This is a genomic window from Smaragdicoccus niigatensis DSM 44881 = NBRC 103563, assembly GCF_000380645.1.
In the GTDB taxonomy this organism is placed as follows: Bacteria; Actinomycetota; Actinomycetes; order Mycobacteriales; family Mycobacteriaceae; genus Smaragdicoccus; species Smaragdicoccus niigatensis.
Map to the genome: position 1 here is coordinate 963,614 of NZ_AQXZ01000019.1, position 17,765 is coordinate 981,378.

Below are 17,765 nucleotides of genomic sequence, written 5' to 3' on the forward strand. Positions count from 1 at the left end.
TTAGACCTCGATGACTGTCGCGTCCCCGAACTCGACCGGTCCCCCAACCGAAACGACCGTCTCGACGTCCGGAGCATCCTCCGGGTCGACTGAGCCGATCACGTCCGGCGAGGCGAACAGGTGGGTGACCCACTCGTTGGCCAGGGCATCAGCGAGACCGTCCTCGGAGAGTGCAACCGTCGCACCTGAGGTACCGGCGACCACCAACTCGATCACGGCAGCCTTGGCGCCGACCGCGAATGTCCGCGACTCGTAGTCGATCTCGACTTGAGCCACGACCGCAGCGAGGTCGTCGTACGACATGCCGTCGACCACCGGGTCGGCACCCGTGAGGGCACGAACGCGGTTGGCCTGCGTGATTGGACGTCCGGACAGCGAGGCAAGCGAAGGATCGTTGGGGTCGATCCCGCCATTGCCGATGTTGACGACCGCACCTTCGGTACCGATCGCCGCACCCGCCTTGAGCACGGCCCAACCGGCCACCACGGACTCGACCGAACGGCCCGCATCGATCGCGACGAACGATCCAGGTCCGACCTCGAGCTCGATGAGCTTGCGTGCAAGCTGCGACGAACGCTTGTCAAGTTCGGCGTAGGTGACTTCGAGGTCCTCGCCCATGACGATCGCCGGAGCCTCCGGGTCGTCCTCGACCGAGGCCGCGAACTCACCGACGAGACCCACACCGCTCGCGGAAGCAACCGGCACAGCAGCCGGCTGAGCCACAACCGGAGCAGCTGTCTGACCAGCAATGTCGATGTCACCCACGACCACCGCGGCGTCTGCGACGACCGCGTCGACGACCCGCTCGAAGATCCGGGCAAAGCCTTCGACAGTGGGCGCGTCGAAGAGATCCGTCGCGTACGTCATCGCCGCAGTGATACCGGCCGGTGCACCATCCTCGGCGAAGTTCTCCGCCAGGTTCAGCGACAGGTCGACCTTGGCGTCGATGAATCCACCCGGGTCAACCGGCGAGACCGTCAGACCCGGCAGTTCGAGCGATACCTGCTCCATGTTCTGGAAGCTCAGCATCACCTGGAACAACGGGTTGTAGGCCGTGCGGCGACCCGGACGCAGCACCTCGGCGATGCGCTCGACCGGCAGGTCGGCATTGCCGAAGGCAGCGAGGTCGGCTTCCCGAGCGACGTCGACGAGGTCCGCAAAGACCGTGCCGAGATCGACGCCTGTGCGCAGAACCAAGGTGTTGACGAACATACCGACGAGGTCGTCGAGTTCGCGCTCACCGCGGCCCGCCACCGGCGTACCGACGACGATGTCCCGCTCGCCCGTGATGCGCGACAGCGCGATCGCGTACGCCGCATGGATGACCATGAACAGCGTCGCGCGACGCTCAGCCGCGATCGCGACGAGGCGCTGGTGCACCTCGGCCGACAGACGGATCTGGACGGCCGCACCCTGCATCGACGGCGTGTTCGGACGCGGACGATCGGTCGGCAGCGCGAGCAGCTCCGGAGAACCGTCAAGAGCGTCCCGCCAGTACGCAAGCTGCTTGCCGGCGACCGATTCAGGGTCGTCGTCGGTGCCGATGACCTCGCGCTGCCACAGCGCAAAGTCGGCGTACTGCACCTTCAGCGGGTCCCAACCCGGCGCGTTTCCAGCAACCCGCGACAGGTACGCCGTCATGACGTCCCGGCCGAGCGGCAGCATCGAGACACCGTCCGCCGCGATGTGGTGGAGCACCACAACGAGGTAGAAGTCGTCCTCACCCGCCTTGATGACCTTCGCCCGCAGCGGCGGAGCAGCTGCGACGTCGAAGCCCTGAGCCATGAGCGCGATGCCCTTGGCGAGCGGGTCGCCTTCCATCGTCAGGTCGAGTTCGAGTGCACCTTCGAGCGCCGAGGCCGCGAGGACCTTCTGCGCCGGCTGACCGTCGACCTCGGGGTAGACGGTCCGCATGCTCTCGTGCCGCTCGATGACGTCCGCGAACGCCTGCTTCAGCGCGTCCGTGTCGAGCGCACCCTGCAGACGAATCGCGAGCGGGATGTTGTACGCGATCGAAGCGGTGTCGATCTGGTTCAGCACCCACATGCGCTGCTGCGCGAGCGACAGCGGAATCGTGTCCGGACGCTCCCCTGCGACGAGCGGCTTGCGCGCACCCGACATCGCGTACGACTCGGCCTGAGCGGCGAGTTCGGAGACGGAAACCGTCTCGAACAGCAGCCGAACCGGGATCGTCGCGTGCAGGGCGGCACCAATGCGTGCGACCACCTGCGTCGCCAGCAGCGAGTTACCGCCGAGGGCGAAGAAGTTGTCGTCCGCACCGACTCGATCGACGCCGAGGACCTCGGCGAAGACACCGGCAACAACCTGCTCGACCGGAGTGACCGGTGCCCGGTAGGCACGAGTCTGGGCTTCCGGCTTCGGCAGCGCGCGGCGGTCGAGCTTGCCGTTCGCGGTCAGCGGGATGCTGTCCACGACCATGACGACCGTCGGCACCATGTAGCCCGGCAGACGCTCGGTCGAGCCTACGATCACGGCATCCGTGTCGACCGTGGCACCGGCATCCGGCACGACGTACGCGACGATCTGGTCGCCCGTCCGCTCGTCGTGGTGAACGATCGCGACGGCCTGCGAGACACCGTCCTGGTCCGCCACGACCGCGGCAATTTCACCGAGCTCGATACGGAAACCACGAACCTTGACCTGGTCGTCCGCACGGCCGAGGTACTCGAGCTCCCCTGCCGTGTTGTACCGAGCGACGTCACCGGAGCGGTACATGACCGCGCCCGGCTCGCCGAACGGATCGGCGACGAAGCGCGTCGACGTGAGGAACGGTTGACCGAGGTAGCCGCGCGCCATCTGCACACCGCCGACGTACATCTCGCCCGGAACACCCGGGGCGACCGGACGGAGACGGTTGTCGAGGACGAATACCTTCAGACCCGCGATGGCCTGACCGATGACGCTCGATGCAGCCGAAGCTGCCATCTCCGCGGTCAACGAACGGTACGAAACGTGGACCGTCGTCTCGGTGATGCCGTACATGTTGACCAGCGTCGGAGCGTTGTCCGCGTAGCGGGCGTACCAGCCGCTGAGGCGCTTGAGCTCGAGCGCTTCACCACCGTAGATGACGTAGCGGAGCTTGCTTTCCGGCAGCGTCTCGTCGATGAACTTGTCGGCCTCGGCGAACTGGTAGAACGCCGACGGCGTCTGGTTCAGAACCGTGACGCCTTCACGACGCACCAGTTCCGCGAACTGCTGCGGCGACCGCGAGGTGAAGTAATCCACCACGACGAGCGTTCCGCCGTACAGCAGCGGGCCCCACAGCTCCCACACCGAGAAGTCGAACGCGTACGAGTGGAACATCGTCCACACGTCGTCCGGTCCGAAGCCGTACTCCGCGTCCGTGTTGCGCATCAGGCGCAGCACGTTGACGTGCGGAATCTGAACGCCCTTCGGACGTCCCGTCGAACCCGACGTGTAGATGACGTACGCGATGTTCTGCTCGCGGATCTGCACGTCCAGCGGCTCAGTCGAACCGCTCAGGTCGGCGATGTCGACGACCGGCACACCTTCCGGCAGAACCACATTCGCTCGGTCAGCAGCCGACGACACGACCGCCGCAGGCGAGGCATCGGACAGCATGTACTCGATGCGCTCCGGTGGGTAGCTCGGGTCGACCGGCAGGTAACCGGCACCGGCCTTGAGCACACCCATCAGGGCGACAACGAGTTCTGCCGACCGTGAAAGTGCCACGGCGACAAGCGACTCGGTTCCAACCCCGGCCGCGACGAGCATGCGGGCAAGCTGGTTGGCCTGCTCGTCGAGCTCGCGGTACGTGAGCGACGTGTCCTCGTAGCGGACCGCGATGTTGTCCGGGTGCGCTTGGGCAGCCTTCTCGAATTCCGAGACGAGCGTGCCAGTTGCGCCGCGGTCATCACCGAGGGTCGTCCACTCACCGAGCAGCGACGAACGCTCCTGCGCGGCGAGGATGTCAATCTCCCCGACAACAACCTCAGGGTCAGCCGCGATCGCATCGAGAACACGGTTAAACCGCTCCCCGAAGCTCACGATCGTCGACTCGTCGAAGAGGTCGGTCGCGTAGGTGAACTCGGCGACCATGCCGTTCGACTTCGAACCTTCAAACTGCTCGACGAGCGTCAGCTGTAGATCCGACTTCGCGACCGTCGTGTCGTACGGCACTGGAGCGACCGACAGACCCGGCAGCTCGAACGTCGAATGCGCCAGACCCTGACCGAGGTTCTGGAACGTCAGCATGACCTGGAACAGCGGAGTGTGCGCGGTCGAACGCACCGGGTTGAGCACCTCGACGAGACGCTCGAACGGCACGTCGGCGTTGCCGAACGCAGACAGGTCCGACTCGCGGTTCGCCGCCAGCAGGTCGCTAAACGTCGCCCCTGGGGCGACGTAAGACCGCAGGACGAGCGTGTTGACGAACATGCCGATGACGTCGTCGAGGGCAGCGTCACCGCGACCCGCGACCGGCGTACCGATCGCGATGTCGGTCGTGCTCGAGAGGCGTGCGAGCAGCACCGACAGCGCCGAGTGGGCGACCATGAACAGCGACGCATTGCGATCGCGGGCGATCGCGGCGAGCTTGTCCGTGACCTCGGCCGAGACCGCGAAACGCCAAACAGCACCCTGGTTGGTCGCGACTTCCGGACGCGGCCGGTCCGCCGGCAGTTCGAGCACCTCAGGCAGGTCGACGAGCTGGTTCTTCCAGTACGCAACCTGCTTGGAAACGATCGAGTCCGCGTCAGCTTCGGAGCCGAGCACCTCTTGCTGCCACAGCGCGAAGTCCGCGTACTGAACCGCCAGCGGCGCCCAACCCGGAGCGTCCCCATGGGTCCGCGAGGCGTACGCGATCATCATGTCGCGGGCCAGCGGTCCCATCGAGAAGCCGTCCGCCGAGATGTGGTGGACCACAAGTGCGAGGACGTAATCGTTCGCCGCGAGCTCGTACAGCGCAGCGCGGATCGGCACCTGGACGGTGACGTCAAAGCCGGTCGTCGCGAGCGTGACAACCTTGCCGAAGATCTCCGCTTCAGTCGACTCAGAGACCTCGAGCGCAATGCCCGCCTCCGACGCCAACAGCACCTTCTGTCGCGGGGTTCCGTTGACGTCCGGGTAGATCGTGCGCAGCGACTCGTGACGGCCGATGACGTCGCTGAACGCGGCTTGCATCGACTCGACGTCGACCTCGCCGGTCAGGCGGATCGCGACCGGGATGTTGTTGACAGCCGACGCCGGGTCGAAGCGGTTGAGGAACCACATACGACGCTGCGCGAGCGACAGCGGGATGACATCCGGACGCTCACCAGCGACAAGTGCCTTGCGGGCACCCTCACCGGCGTGCGACTCGACGCGAGCAGCAAGGGCTGCCACGGTCGACGCCTCGAAGACCGCTCGGACGGGGATCTGCGCGTCGAGAGCGACACCCAGGCGAGCCGCGACCTGCGTCGCGACGAGCGAGTTACCGCCGAGACCGAAGAAGTCGTCATCCGCACCGACCCGCTCAAGACCCAGCAGTTCGCCGAAGATCTCGGCAACCAGCTGCTCGATCGGCGTCGACGGCGCGCGGAACTCGCGTGCCTCGAAGACCGGTGCGGGCAGCTGCTTGCGGTCGAGCTTGCCGGACGCGTTCAGCGGGAACGCATCGAGCACGACCCACGCCGCCGGAACCATGTAGGCCGGCAGTCGATCCCGCAGCGCGTTGCTGAGGACCTTCGTGTCGATCTCATGTCCCTGCTCGGCGACCACGTACGCCACGAGCACGTCACCACCCGGACCGTCGGTCCGAACCAGCGTCGCCGCCTGGGCGACCTCCGGCTGCTCGAGCAGCACCGCGTCGATCTCGCCGAGCTCGATACGCAGGCCACGCAGCTTGACCTGGAAGTCCGTACGGCCGATGTACTCGACATCGCCGTTCGAATTCCACCTGACCAAGTCGCCAGTTCGGTACATCCGGCCGGGGCCGAACGGGTTGGCGACGAACCGCTCCGCCGAGAGGTCCGCGCGACCGAAGTACGCCCGCGCCACCTGGCGACCCGCGAGGTAGAGCTCACCCGCGACGCCGACCGGGGTCGGACGCAGGCGCGAGTCCAGGATGTACAGCTGCGCGTTGGCCACCGGACCACCGATCGGGACCGCACCCGAACCCCACTCGGTGAGGTGGATGTGGGTCGCGTGGACGGTGAACTCCGTCGGGCCGTACAGGTTGTGCAGCTCCGCACCGGTGAGCTTGCGCGTCGCCGACAGCGTGCGACCGGTCAACGCCTCACCGGCGATCTGGATCAGACGCAGGCTCGCGACCGACTCGCGCGAGACGGACTGGACGAACACGTCGAGCATCGACGGCACGAACGAGGTCGCGGTGACCTTTTCGCGCTCGATGACCTGGGCGAGGTACGCCGGGTCACCGTGTCCGTCGGCCTTGGCGACGACCATCTTCGCGCCCGCGGCGATCGTCGAGAACAGCTCCCACACCGACACGTCGAACGTGGCCGGCGTCTTCTGGAGCACGACGTCATCCGGGGTGATCGCGTACCGCCCGGCTTCCCAGACGACCTGGTTGATCGCCGAGAAGTGGCTGATCGCGACGCCCTTCGGGCGACCCGTCGAACCGGACGTGAAGATCACGTACGCGAGGTTCTCCGGACGCAGCGGAGCGTTGCGGTCCTCGTCGGTGAGCGGAAGGCCGGAGTACGCGCTGAGCTGCATCTCGTCGATACGGAGGCTCCGGACACCCTCGAATTCGAGGTTCGCCGACACCGCCGTGAGCACGACGACCGGCTGTGCCGCCTCGACTATGTAGCTCAAGCGCTCCATCGGGAGGTTCGGGTCGAGCGGCGTGTACGCGCCACCCGCAGCCTGGATCGCGTACATCGCGACGACCATGTCGATCGAGCGGTACAGACCGACACCGACCATCGACTCCGGTCCGACACCCAGCGAAACCAGGTGGCGGGCCAGCTTGTTCACACGCGAAGCGAACTCGGCGTACGTGAGAGACGTTTCGTCGTCCACCAGAGCGACACGTGACGCGAACTGCACCGAGCGGGCGGCGAACAGCGACGCGAGGGTCGCGTCCTCCGGGATCGCGACGGCCGTGTTGTTCCACGTCCGCAGGACCGTATCGAGCTCGGCATCGTCAGTGAGCGCGATGTCGCCGACGATCGTCGCCGGCGCGGCCGCCGCGAAGATGCGGTTCAGGCGCTCGGCGAACGAAGCCACGGTGGAGGCGTCGAACAGATCCGTCGCGTACTCGATCTGCGCGGTCAGGCCGTCGAGTTCGCCACTTTCCGTGAACTTCTCGAAGAACGTGAACTGCAGGTCGAACTTCGCGATCGAAGCGTCGAAGTCGACGCCGGCGACCTTGAGGTCGGGCAGTTCGAACTCGGTCTGACCGAGGTTCTGGAACACGAGGAACACCTGGAACAACGGCGCGTGCGCGGTAGAACGGACCGGCTTGAGCACCTCGACGAGACGCTCGAACGGCAGGTCCGCGTGTCCGAACGCACCGAGGTCCGTGTGGCGAACGTCGGCGAGAAGGTCGCCGAAGGTAGTGCTCGGCTCGACCTCGGTCCGCAGGACCAAGGTGTTGACGAACATACCGATGGCATCGTCGATCGCAGCCTCACCACGACCTGCGACCGGCGTACCGATCGCGATGTCCGACGTGCCCGACAGTCGGGACAGCAGCACGGCGAGACCAGCGTGAACGGCCATGAAGAGCGTTGCGCCGTTCGACTTCGCCAGACCCGCGAGACCACGAGCGACGTCGCCCGGAACCTCGAAGCGATGTGCCGCGCCCTGGTAGGACGCGATCGCCGGACGTGGCCGGTCACGTGGCAGGTCGAGCACCGCAGGCAGCGCTGCAAGCTCGTCCCGCCAGTACGCAACCTGCTCACTGATGAGCGACTTCGGGTCGTCTTCGGAGCCGAGAACCTCACGCTGCCAGATCGCGAAGTCCGCGAACTGAACCTGTAGCGGTGCCCAGCCCGGCTCGTTGCCGGTCGAACGCGAGCTGTACGCGATCATCACGTCGCGAGCCAGCGGTCCCATCGAGAAACCGTCAGCCGAGATGTGGTGGACCACCAGCACCAGGACGTAATCCTGAGCACCGACCTGGAACAGGCTGGCGCGCAACGGAACTGCGGTTGTGACGTCGAAGCCCTGAACCACGATCTCAGTGACCCGAGCGACGATCTCGTCCTCGGTGACCTCAATCGGCGTCAGATCCGGAAGCGCCTGCGCGGCGGTCAGGATGACCTGCTCAGCACCGTTCGGACCCTCGGGGTACACGGTCCGCAGCACTTCGTGACGCTGCAGCACATCGCCGAACGCCTGCTGCAGAGCAGCGACGTCGAGCGAGCCCGTGAGACGGATCGCGATCGGGATGTTGTTGACCGCGGATTCCGGCTCGAAACGGTTGAGGAACCACATCCGCTGCTGCGCGAGCGACAGCGGAATGTGCGCCGGACGCGGGCCGGCCTTGAGAGCCTTCCGCGCACCTTCTCCAGCATGCGAACCGACGCGGCGGGCCAACTCAGCGACCGTCGGAGCCTCGAAGATGTACCGGACCGGAATCCGGGCTTCGAGCGCCGCCGACAGACGCGCGATCACCTGCGTCGCGAGCAGCGAGTTACCGCCGAGACCGAAGAAGTCGTCGTCGGCACCCACGCGCTCGATGCCGAGCACGTGACCGAAGACCTCGGCAACCGACTCCTCGATCGGAGTCGACGGCGCACGGTAGGCCGCGACCTGGATGTCCGGAGCCGGCAGCGCCTTGCGGTCGAGCTTGCCCGAGGTGTTGAGCGGGAAGGCGTCCATCACGACGAACGCCTCGGGGATCATGTAACGCGGCAGACGGTCGGCGAGGAAGTCCGGCAGCTCGGCAACGTTCACGTTTCCGACCACGTAGCCCACGAGCTGCTGACCAGCAGCGACGTTGAGAACGACCGCCGCCGACTGAGTGATCGACGGGTGGTCGAGCAGCGCCGCCTCGATCTCACCGAGTTCGATGCGCTGACCACGCAGCTTGACCTGGAAGTCGGTACGACCGATGTAGTCGATGCGACCGTTGGGCAGCCACTTGACGAGGTCACCCGTGCGGTACATGCGGCCCTCGGCGAACGGGTTCGCCACGAAGCGATCCGACGTGAGATCCGGGCGGCCCAGGTAGCCCCGCGCGAGCTGGATGCCCGCGAGGTAGAGCTCACCCGGAGTACCGACCGGAACCGGACGCAGCCGCGAGTCGAGGACGTACCACTGGACATTCCACTCGGGAACACCGATCGGAACGGCGACTTCGTGCTCGGGCTTGGCCTGCTCGTACGACACTGAGACCGCAGCTTCGGTCGGGCCGTAGAGGTTGTGCAGACCTGCATCCGACAGACGCATCCAGGCCTGAGCCGTGGCACCCGGAAGTGCTTCACCGATGACGTAGACGTGCTTCAGCGTGGCGAGGTCAGCAGCCTTAGCCTGCGAGATGAAGACCGAGAGCATCGACGGCACGAAGTCGGTGATCGTCACGCCGAGCTCGGCGATCTTCGCCGACACGTACGCCGGGTCGCGGTGACCATCCGGCGTTGCGACGACGAGGCGCGCACCGCTGGCGAGCGGCATCCAGTAACCCCACAGCGAGACGTCGAACGTGGTCGCCGTCTTCTGGAGGTAGATGTCGTCCGCAGTCAGCGCGTACTCGGCGTTCATCCACTTGATCTGGTTGACGATCGCCTGGTGCGGCACCGCCACACCCTTCGGGCGACCGGTCGAGCCGGACGTGAAGATGACGTACGCGGTGTTCGTCGGACGCAGGCCGACGTTCGTGAGCGGCTCGGCGGAGTACTGCGTCAGGTCGACTTCGTCGACATTGACGACCGGGAAGTCCGTCTCGTACGGGTACGCAGAAGTGGTCAACACTGCCGCCGGCTGCGCCGTGTCGAGCACATAAGCCGTGCGCTCCGACGGGTGCTCCGGATCGACCGGAACCCACGCGCCACCAGCGGTGACGATCGCGTACATACCGATGACGAGGTCGAGCGAGCGCGCCATACCGAGCGCCACGCGCGACTCCGGACCGACACCCACGGACTGCAGGTGGCGGGCCAGACGGTTCACCTTCGCAGCGAACTCCGCGTAGGTGAGCTGCTCCCCCTCGAACTCGACCGCAGTCGTGTTCGGAGTCGCCACGGCTTGACGCTGGAACGCTTCATGCAGCAGTTCGGTCGTGTCGGTCTCGTGGAACGTGTCATTCCACTCCTCGACGATCGTGACCTTCTCCGCCGCCGACAGCACGTCGATCTCCGCGACCTGCTTGGCCGGGTTCTCGATCATCTGCGACAGGATGCGCATGAGTCGGCCCGCAACCGCAGCGACATCCGACTCGGAGTACAGCGCCGCGAGGTACTGCAGCGTGAACTTCACCTGCGTGCCGTGGACACCGACAACTAGCGTCAGCGGGTAGTGCGTGACGGTGATGACGTTGACGTCGTTGATGCGCATGCCGTCGATGTCGGCCGCACTCGCGAGGCCTTCGACGTCGATCGGGTACGACTCGAACAGGTACAGCGTGTCCGAAAGCGCACCCTGTCCCGCGACGGCCAGGATGGCCGGCAGCGCGACGTAGTGGTGGTCGAGCAGCGCAGTCTGCTCACTCTGCAGACGCTGGACGACGGTCTCGATCGTCTCCTGCGCACCGGCCTTGACGCGCAGCGGAACCGTGTTGATGAAGAGACCGATCATCTCCTCGACACCCGGCAGCTCCGGCGGACGACCCGACACGGTGTTGCCGAAGACGACGTCGTCGCGACCCGTCATGCGGGACAGCAACAGACCCCACGCAGCCTGCGTGATCGTGTTCGGCGTGACACCCAGTCGTGCCGCGAGCTTCGAAAGCTGTTCGGCGACAGCCGGATCAAGTTCGAAGTCGAACTCGCCCGACAGCGTGGTGATCTGGCTGTGGTCACCCGGTGCGATGATCGTCGGCTCGTCGACGCCGACCAGGTTGTCCCGCCACGCCTCGAGCGCAGCCTGCTGATCGACCTTCGCGAGCCACTCGGTGTACGCCTTGAACGAGCGCGCCTGTCCAAGGGCTGACGCATCGCCGCGCGTGGCGTAGAGGACCAGAAGGTCCTTCATGAGCAGCGGCATCGACCAGCCGTCCACCAGCACGTGGTGGATCGCGAACGTCATCGTCCACTCTTCGGCACTCGTCTGGATCAGCGAGTAGCGCAGCAACGGCGGCTTCGTCGGGTCCATCCAGCGGGTGCGGTCCTCGAAGACCAGGCGGTCAGCCTCAGCCTGCGGGTCAGCAGAAGCAGTGACGTCGTGGATCGCGAACGGAACCTCGACCTCGCCCATGATGAGCTGCACCGGCAGACCGGTGTCCGCGGTCTGGAAGCCCGCACGCAGGATCGCGTGACGTGCCACCGCGGCGCTGGCCGCAGCCTGCATCCGCGCCGGATCGACCTGGCCGACGAGCTTGATGACGACCTGCGAGATGTAGACGTCGACCGTGGTCTCCGCCAGCATCGCGTGGAAGAGCAGACCGCCCTGCAGCGGCGACAGACCCCAGATGTCGGTGAGGTCCGGGTACTCCGACTCCCACGCCTCGATCTCGCGCTGGCTCAGCGGCACGACGACGTCGGACGGCGTGAGGCCACCCTCAGTCTCGGCCAGGTGCGCAGCGAGAGTTTCGAGCGCAGCGGTCCAACGCTGGGCAATCGCCTCGACGGCGTCCCGGTCGATGGCACCCGCCGGGAACGCGAACGTCGCCTTGAGGACGTCGTTGTCGGTGACCACCGCGTTGATGTCGATCGTCTTGTTCGCGGCCATCGTCGACGGACGCAGGTCCTCGACGTCGGTGATGTCGGTGGCCGGAATGAAGCCCAGACCAGCGGGGACTTCAATACCGCCGCCCATGCGACCCAGGTAGTTGAATGAAATCTGGCCGGTCGGCAACTCCGAGAGCTCCGCCCTGGTGTCCTCGTTCAGGTACCGCAGCAGACCGAAGCCGATTCCGTTGTCCGGGATCGCGCGCATCTGCTCCTTGACCGCCTTGATGGCAGCACCAGGCTCGAGGCCCGTCACGTCCAGGCGAACCGGGTAGACCGAAGTGAACCAACCGACCGTGCGAGTCAGGTCGGCGCCCGGCACGATGTCCTCGCGTCCGTGGCCTTCCATCTGGATCAGCGCCTGGCCGTCGAGAGCGATCGCGAGAGCGGTCAGCAGACCGTCCTGGGCACCACCGCGGTACTTGTCCGCGACGAGCGTGAGCAGGCGTTTCGTCGTCTCCGGCGACACCGAGACCTCGACCTGCTGCAGGCTCGCAGCAGTATCGACAGCCGGGTCGAACGAACGGTTGCCCAACAGCGGGTCCGGTCCGTCGAGCGTCTGCTTCCAGAAGTTGAGCTCACCGGCACGCTTGTCGGCTTCGTCGACCATCGCGTGCGACCAACGACGTAGCGACGTGCCGACCGAGCTGAGGCTGACGGTCTGGTTGTTCGAGAGCTGTGCCCACGCCTGAACCAGGTCCGGAATGATGATCCGCCACGAAACGCCGTCGACGACGAGGTGGTGGGCCACGAACAGCAGGCGATCGCGGTTCTCGAGCCAGACGAACTGCAGCATGACGCCGTTTGCGGGGTCGAGGTTGTCGAGCGCCCGGCTGTACGCCTCGGACGCATCGCCGCTGGTGCGGACGATGAGCGACGAGACATCGATGCTTCCGGCTTCGGCAATCTCAACCGACATGCCGACGAGCTTCATACGCAACGCGTCGTGGTGGTCGACGACCGCACTCAGCGTCGCGACCAGTTGCTCTTCGGTGATGCCAGCCGGCAGTTCGAGCGTCGACGTCTGAACGAAGCGCGAGTAGTCGCCGCGCTCGAGCATGAGGTGACCGAACGGCAGCAGCGGTGCGTCACCGATACCGCCACCCGGCAGCTCTTCGAGAACGACTGCATCCTCGGCACCGCGAGCGACCTCGGCGAGCGCCGAAACCGTGCGCTGTTCGAACACATCACGCGGGGTGAAGACCACACCTCTGGCGCGAGCACGTGCCACAAGCTGGATCGACAGGATCGAATCACCACCGAGGGCGAAGAACGAGTCGTCCGCACCGACACGATCCGCACCGAGAACCTCGGCGAAGACCTCCGCGATGACCTGCTCGGCCGGCGTGGCCGCCTCGCGGTACTCGGTTCCGGCGCCGAGGTCCGGTGCCGGCAGCGCCTTGCGGTCGAGCTTGCCCGACGCGTTGAGCGGCAAGAACTCGAGCACCATGATCACGGCCGGGACCATGTACTCCGGGACCGATTCCGCAATGAACGACTTGAGCGCCTCGGGGTCCGGAGCCGTGCCGGTCTTGCCGACGACGTAACCGACCAGCGCATCCGCCGGACCGTCCTTGCGAACGATCACCGCGGCTTGAGCCACTGATTCGTGGCGCAGCAACGCCTCTTCGATCTCACCGAGCTCGATTCGCAGACCACGCAGCTTGACCTGGAAGTCGGTGCGTCCGATGTATTCGATCTCGCCGTTCGACAACCAATGGACGAGGTCACCGGTGCGGTACATCCGGTCGCCCGGCTGTCCGAAGACGTCCGCGACGAAGCGGTCCGCGGTGAGGTCCGGTCGGTTGACGTAGCCGCGGGCCAGCTGGATACCGGTCAGGTACAGCTCGCCCGGAACTCCCACCGGAACCGGGTTCAGGCGTGCGTCGAGAACCCGGACGCCGGTGTTCCACAGCGGGCGGCCGATCGGCACCGAGCCGAGGTCGTCATCGGTGACCTCGTGGTACGTGACGTCGACAGTCGCTTCGGTCGGGCCGTACAGGTTGTTGACCTCGATCCCCGGGATCGCCTGGCGCAACTGCTGCGCGATTCGACCCGGCAGCGCCTCACCCGAGGCGAAGACCGCACGGAGGGAGACACAATCCTCCGCACGACCCGAACCGGTGAACACCGACAGCATCGACGGGACGAAGTGCGCGAGCGTGGCCTTCGTCGAGACGATCAGGTCGGCGAGGTAGTCCGGGTCGCGGTGACCATCCGGCTTGCAGATGACGAGCTTGGCACCGACGCGGAACGGCGTGATGAGCTCCCACACCGACACGTCGAAGGTCGTCGGCGTCTTCTGCACGATCACGTCGCGCGACGTGATCGCGTACATCGCGGACATCCAGGTCATGCGGTTTACGACCGAGAAGTGTTGAATCGCAACACCCTTCGGGCGACCGGTCGATCCGGACGTGAACAGCACGTAGGCGGTGTTGTACGGCCGCAGCGGACGGATCCGGTCGGCGTCGGTCAATGCCGCATCGGAGTAACCGCTGACGTCGAGCTGGTCGATGACGAGGACCGGTGCTGCGTCGGTGGTCCACTCGTCCCACGAGGCGGTGAGCACACAGACCGGTGCCGCCGTCTCGAGGATGTAGTCCACGCGCTCGGCCGGGTGGTCCGGGTCGATCGGGACGTACGCGCCACCGGCGGCGAGGATCGCGTAGATCGCGACCATCATGTCGTTGCTTCGACGCAGACCGAGGCCGACGAGCGACTCCGGACCGACGCCGATCGACACCAGGTGACGTGCGAGACGGTTGACCCGCGAAGCGAACTGGCCGTAGGTGACGACGTCGCCCTCGAACTCGAGAGCCGGCGCATCCGGGGTCGCCGCGCACTGGCGGTAGAACTCCTCGAGCAGCGTCGACTCGTGGTCGAAAACGCGCTCGGTGGAGGTCCACTTGTGGAGCACGCGTTCGCGCTCGTAGTCACTGACCAGCGAAACATCCCCGACGGCACCGTTGGGGTTCGCGACGATCGCCGTCACCGCGCGCTTGAGGCGGTCGATGAGTGTGTGGACCGTGCGGTCGTCGACCAGGTCACGCAGGTAGATCGAGCTCAGCTTGAGCTCGGTGCCCGGCGCGACGAGGACCATGAGCGGGTAGTGCGCAGAGTCCGTACCCTGCATCTCCACCACGGCCATGCCGTCGATGTCCGCGGCCTGCGCGGCGATGCCCTCGGCGTCGACCGGGTAGGACTCGTACACGAGCAGGGTGTCGAACAGGTTCGGCACCTTGGTGATCGCCTGGATCTCCGACAGACCCGTGAAGTGGTGGTCGAGCAGTCCGGCCTGCTCCGCCTGCATCCGGCGCAGCGCCACCGACACTGACTCGCTCAGCCCGTACTGCGCACGAATCGGGATCGTGTTGATGAACAGACCGACCATCTCTTCGACGCCCGGCAGACCTGCCGGACGACCCGAGACCGTGGCACCGAAGACGACGTCCTGGCTGTTGGTCAGCTGACCGAGGACGATGCTCCACGCGAACTGGACGAACGTGTTGACGGTGACACCGAGTTCGGCAGCCGTGGCGACGATCTTCGCCGTGGTCTCCGCGTCGACAGACGTGTGGTAGCGACCCGACAGGGCCGTGACCTCACGGTTCGCCGATCCCGGCGCGAGCAGCGTCGGCTCAGTGAAGCCGGCCATCGCGTCGCGCCAGGCCTCACGGGAGGCCTTGTTGTCCCGGTTCGCAAGCCAGCGCAGGTACTCCCGGTACGGCTTGACCGGCGGCAGCAGCGACTGGTCGCTGCGGACCGCGTACAGGAACAGCATGTCCTTGAGCAGCAGCGGCATCGACCAACCATCGAGAAGGATGTGGTGGTAGGTCAGCAGCAGTTGCGACTTGCTGTCGGTCAGCTTGTACAGCGTGAACCGCATGAGCGGTGGCTGCGCGAGGTCGAACTTGTGTCCGCGGTCCGCGTCGATCAGACGCTGAAGCTCCGCGTCCTGGTCGGCACCCGACAGGTGCGACAGGTCGACGTCATGCCAGCCGACCTTTCCGGACGGCAGCACGACCTGCAGTGGCGTGCCGTACTCGCTGAGCACGAACGCGGTCCGCAGGTTCGGGTACCGCGCCACGACCGCGTCGGCGGCGCTGTGCAGTCGCGCCGAGTCGATCCGGCCTTCGAGCGTCATCGTCGCTTGCGGGATGTAGACGTCGACACCCTGCTCGGCCATGACCGAGTGGAAGAGGAAACCGGTCTGCAGAACAGCGAGCGACCACGCGTCGTTGATCGAGCCGTACTTGCCGTTCCAGGTGTCGATGTCCTTCTGCGTGACCTCGACGAGCGGGAAGTCGCTCGGCGTGAAGCCACCGGCGTTCGCGTCCTTGACGTGCTCGGCGAGAGCCGTCAGGTTCTCGACCCACAGGTCCGCGAGTTCCTGCACCGCGTCGCGCTCGAGGAGCGTCGACGGGAACGAGAACCGTGCGGTGAGTTCGTCGCCGACCGTGATCGAGTTGATCTCGAGCGCGGCGAGAGCCGGCATGTCCTCATCGCCAGCCGCGTGCAGTGCAATCTCATCGGTCGACGGGAGCCAGCCCAAGCCTTCGGGCATTTCCGTGGTCGTCGAACGGCCCAGGTAGTTGAATCCGATCTGGCCCGGCACGCCGACCGGCAGCTGAGCTGCGGTTTCGTCGTTCAGGTAGCGCAAGAGGCCATAGCCGATGCCGTTGTCCGGGATCGCGCGGAGCTGTTCCTTGACCGCCTTGACGACCTTGCCGATGTCACGGGTGCCGCTCGCACTGAGGTCGAGCTTGACCGGGAACATCGTCGTGAACCAGCCGACCGTCTGGCTCAGGTCCGCACCCGGTGCGACCTGCTCCTCACGACCGTGGCCTTCGAGTCGGATGAGGGCAGCATCGGTCTGGATGCCGTGACGCTTGCGCCACGAGACCACCGCGAGCGCGAGCGCCGCGAGCAGACCGTCGTTGACACCGCCGTGGAACTTCTCCGGAACGTCTCGGAGCAGCGCGCTCGTGACGTCGGCCGGCAGTCGCAGCTGGATGCTTTCGACGGTCGTCGCGAGGTCGACCTTCGGGTCCAGGGCACGCGAGCCGAGCAGCGGGTCCGGGGTGTTGGCGGCATCGAGCCACAGGCCGAGTTCGGCCACGCGAGCCGGCTCGTGGGCAGCGTCCTTGAGCGCATGCGCCCACCGGCGAGCCGAGGTTCCGACCGCGTCGAGCTGAACCTCAGCACCGTTGCTGACCTGCGCCCACGCCTTGACGAAGTCCGGAATGAGGACACGCCACGAGACACCGTCGACGACGAGGTGGTGCAGGACCACGATCATGCGGCCAAAGTCGGCACCATCGAGCCAGACGAACTGCGCCATGACGCCGTTCTGCGGGTCGAGGCGGTCGGCGGCGTTGGCGAACTCCGCCTCGGCGACCGCTTCCCAGTTCTCCGGCGTCACGTCGACGCGATGGATCAGAGCGTCGACATCCGCGGACTCGAGAGCCTCGAAGACCCACTCGCCGTCGACCTGGTGCAGCTTGGAGCGCAGCATGTCGTGACGTGCGAAGACACCCTCGACGACCGTGATGACGTCCGCGCGGTCCATGCCGGCTGGGACGTCGAGCATGGTCGTCTGCTCGAACTGGTTGAAGCCACTACCCCAGCCGAGCATCCACTGCACGATCGGCGGGATCGGCATTGTGCCGACGCCACCGCCATCGAGCTCCGCGAGGACGGACTCCTCCCCGGAGATCGCCTTGGTGACCGACGCGAGCGCCTCGACCGTGCGCTGCTCGAATACATCACGCGGTCCGAATCCGATGCCGCGAGCACGAGCACGCGAGACCAGCTGGATCGAGATGATCGAGTCACCACCGAGCGCGAAGAAGTCGTCGTCCAGACCGACCTGGTCAACGCCGAGGATCTCGCCGATGAGTTGGGCAAGCACCTGCTGCGTCTCAGTGACCGGCGCGCGGAACGCCT

The 17,765-nt window shown here is 66.2% G+C and carries 1 protein-coding gene (cut by a window edge); it reads right to left on the reverse strand.

Annotated elements, in window-relative coordinates; all coding sequences use genetic code 11:
* On the reverse strand, nucleotides 1-17,765 hold the final stretch of the coding sequence (locus F600_RS29880; RefSeq protein WP_018163560.1) for a non-ribosomal peptide synthase/polyketide synthase. 29,542 nt of this gene lie beyond the right edge of the window; 17,765 of the gene's 47,307 nt are visible here — the last part of the coding sequence; its start codon lies beyond the right edge, outside the window; its stop codon occupies nucleotides 1-3.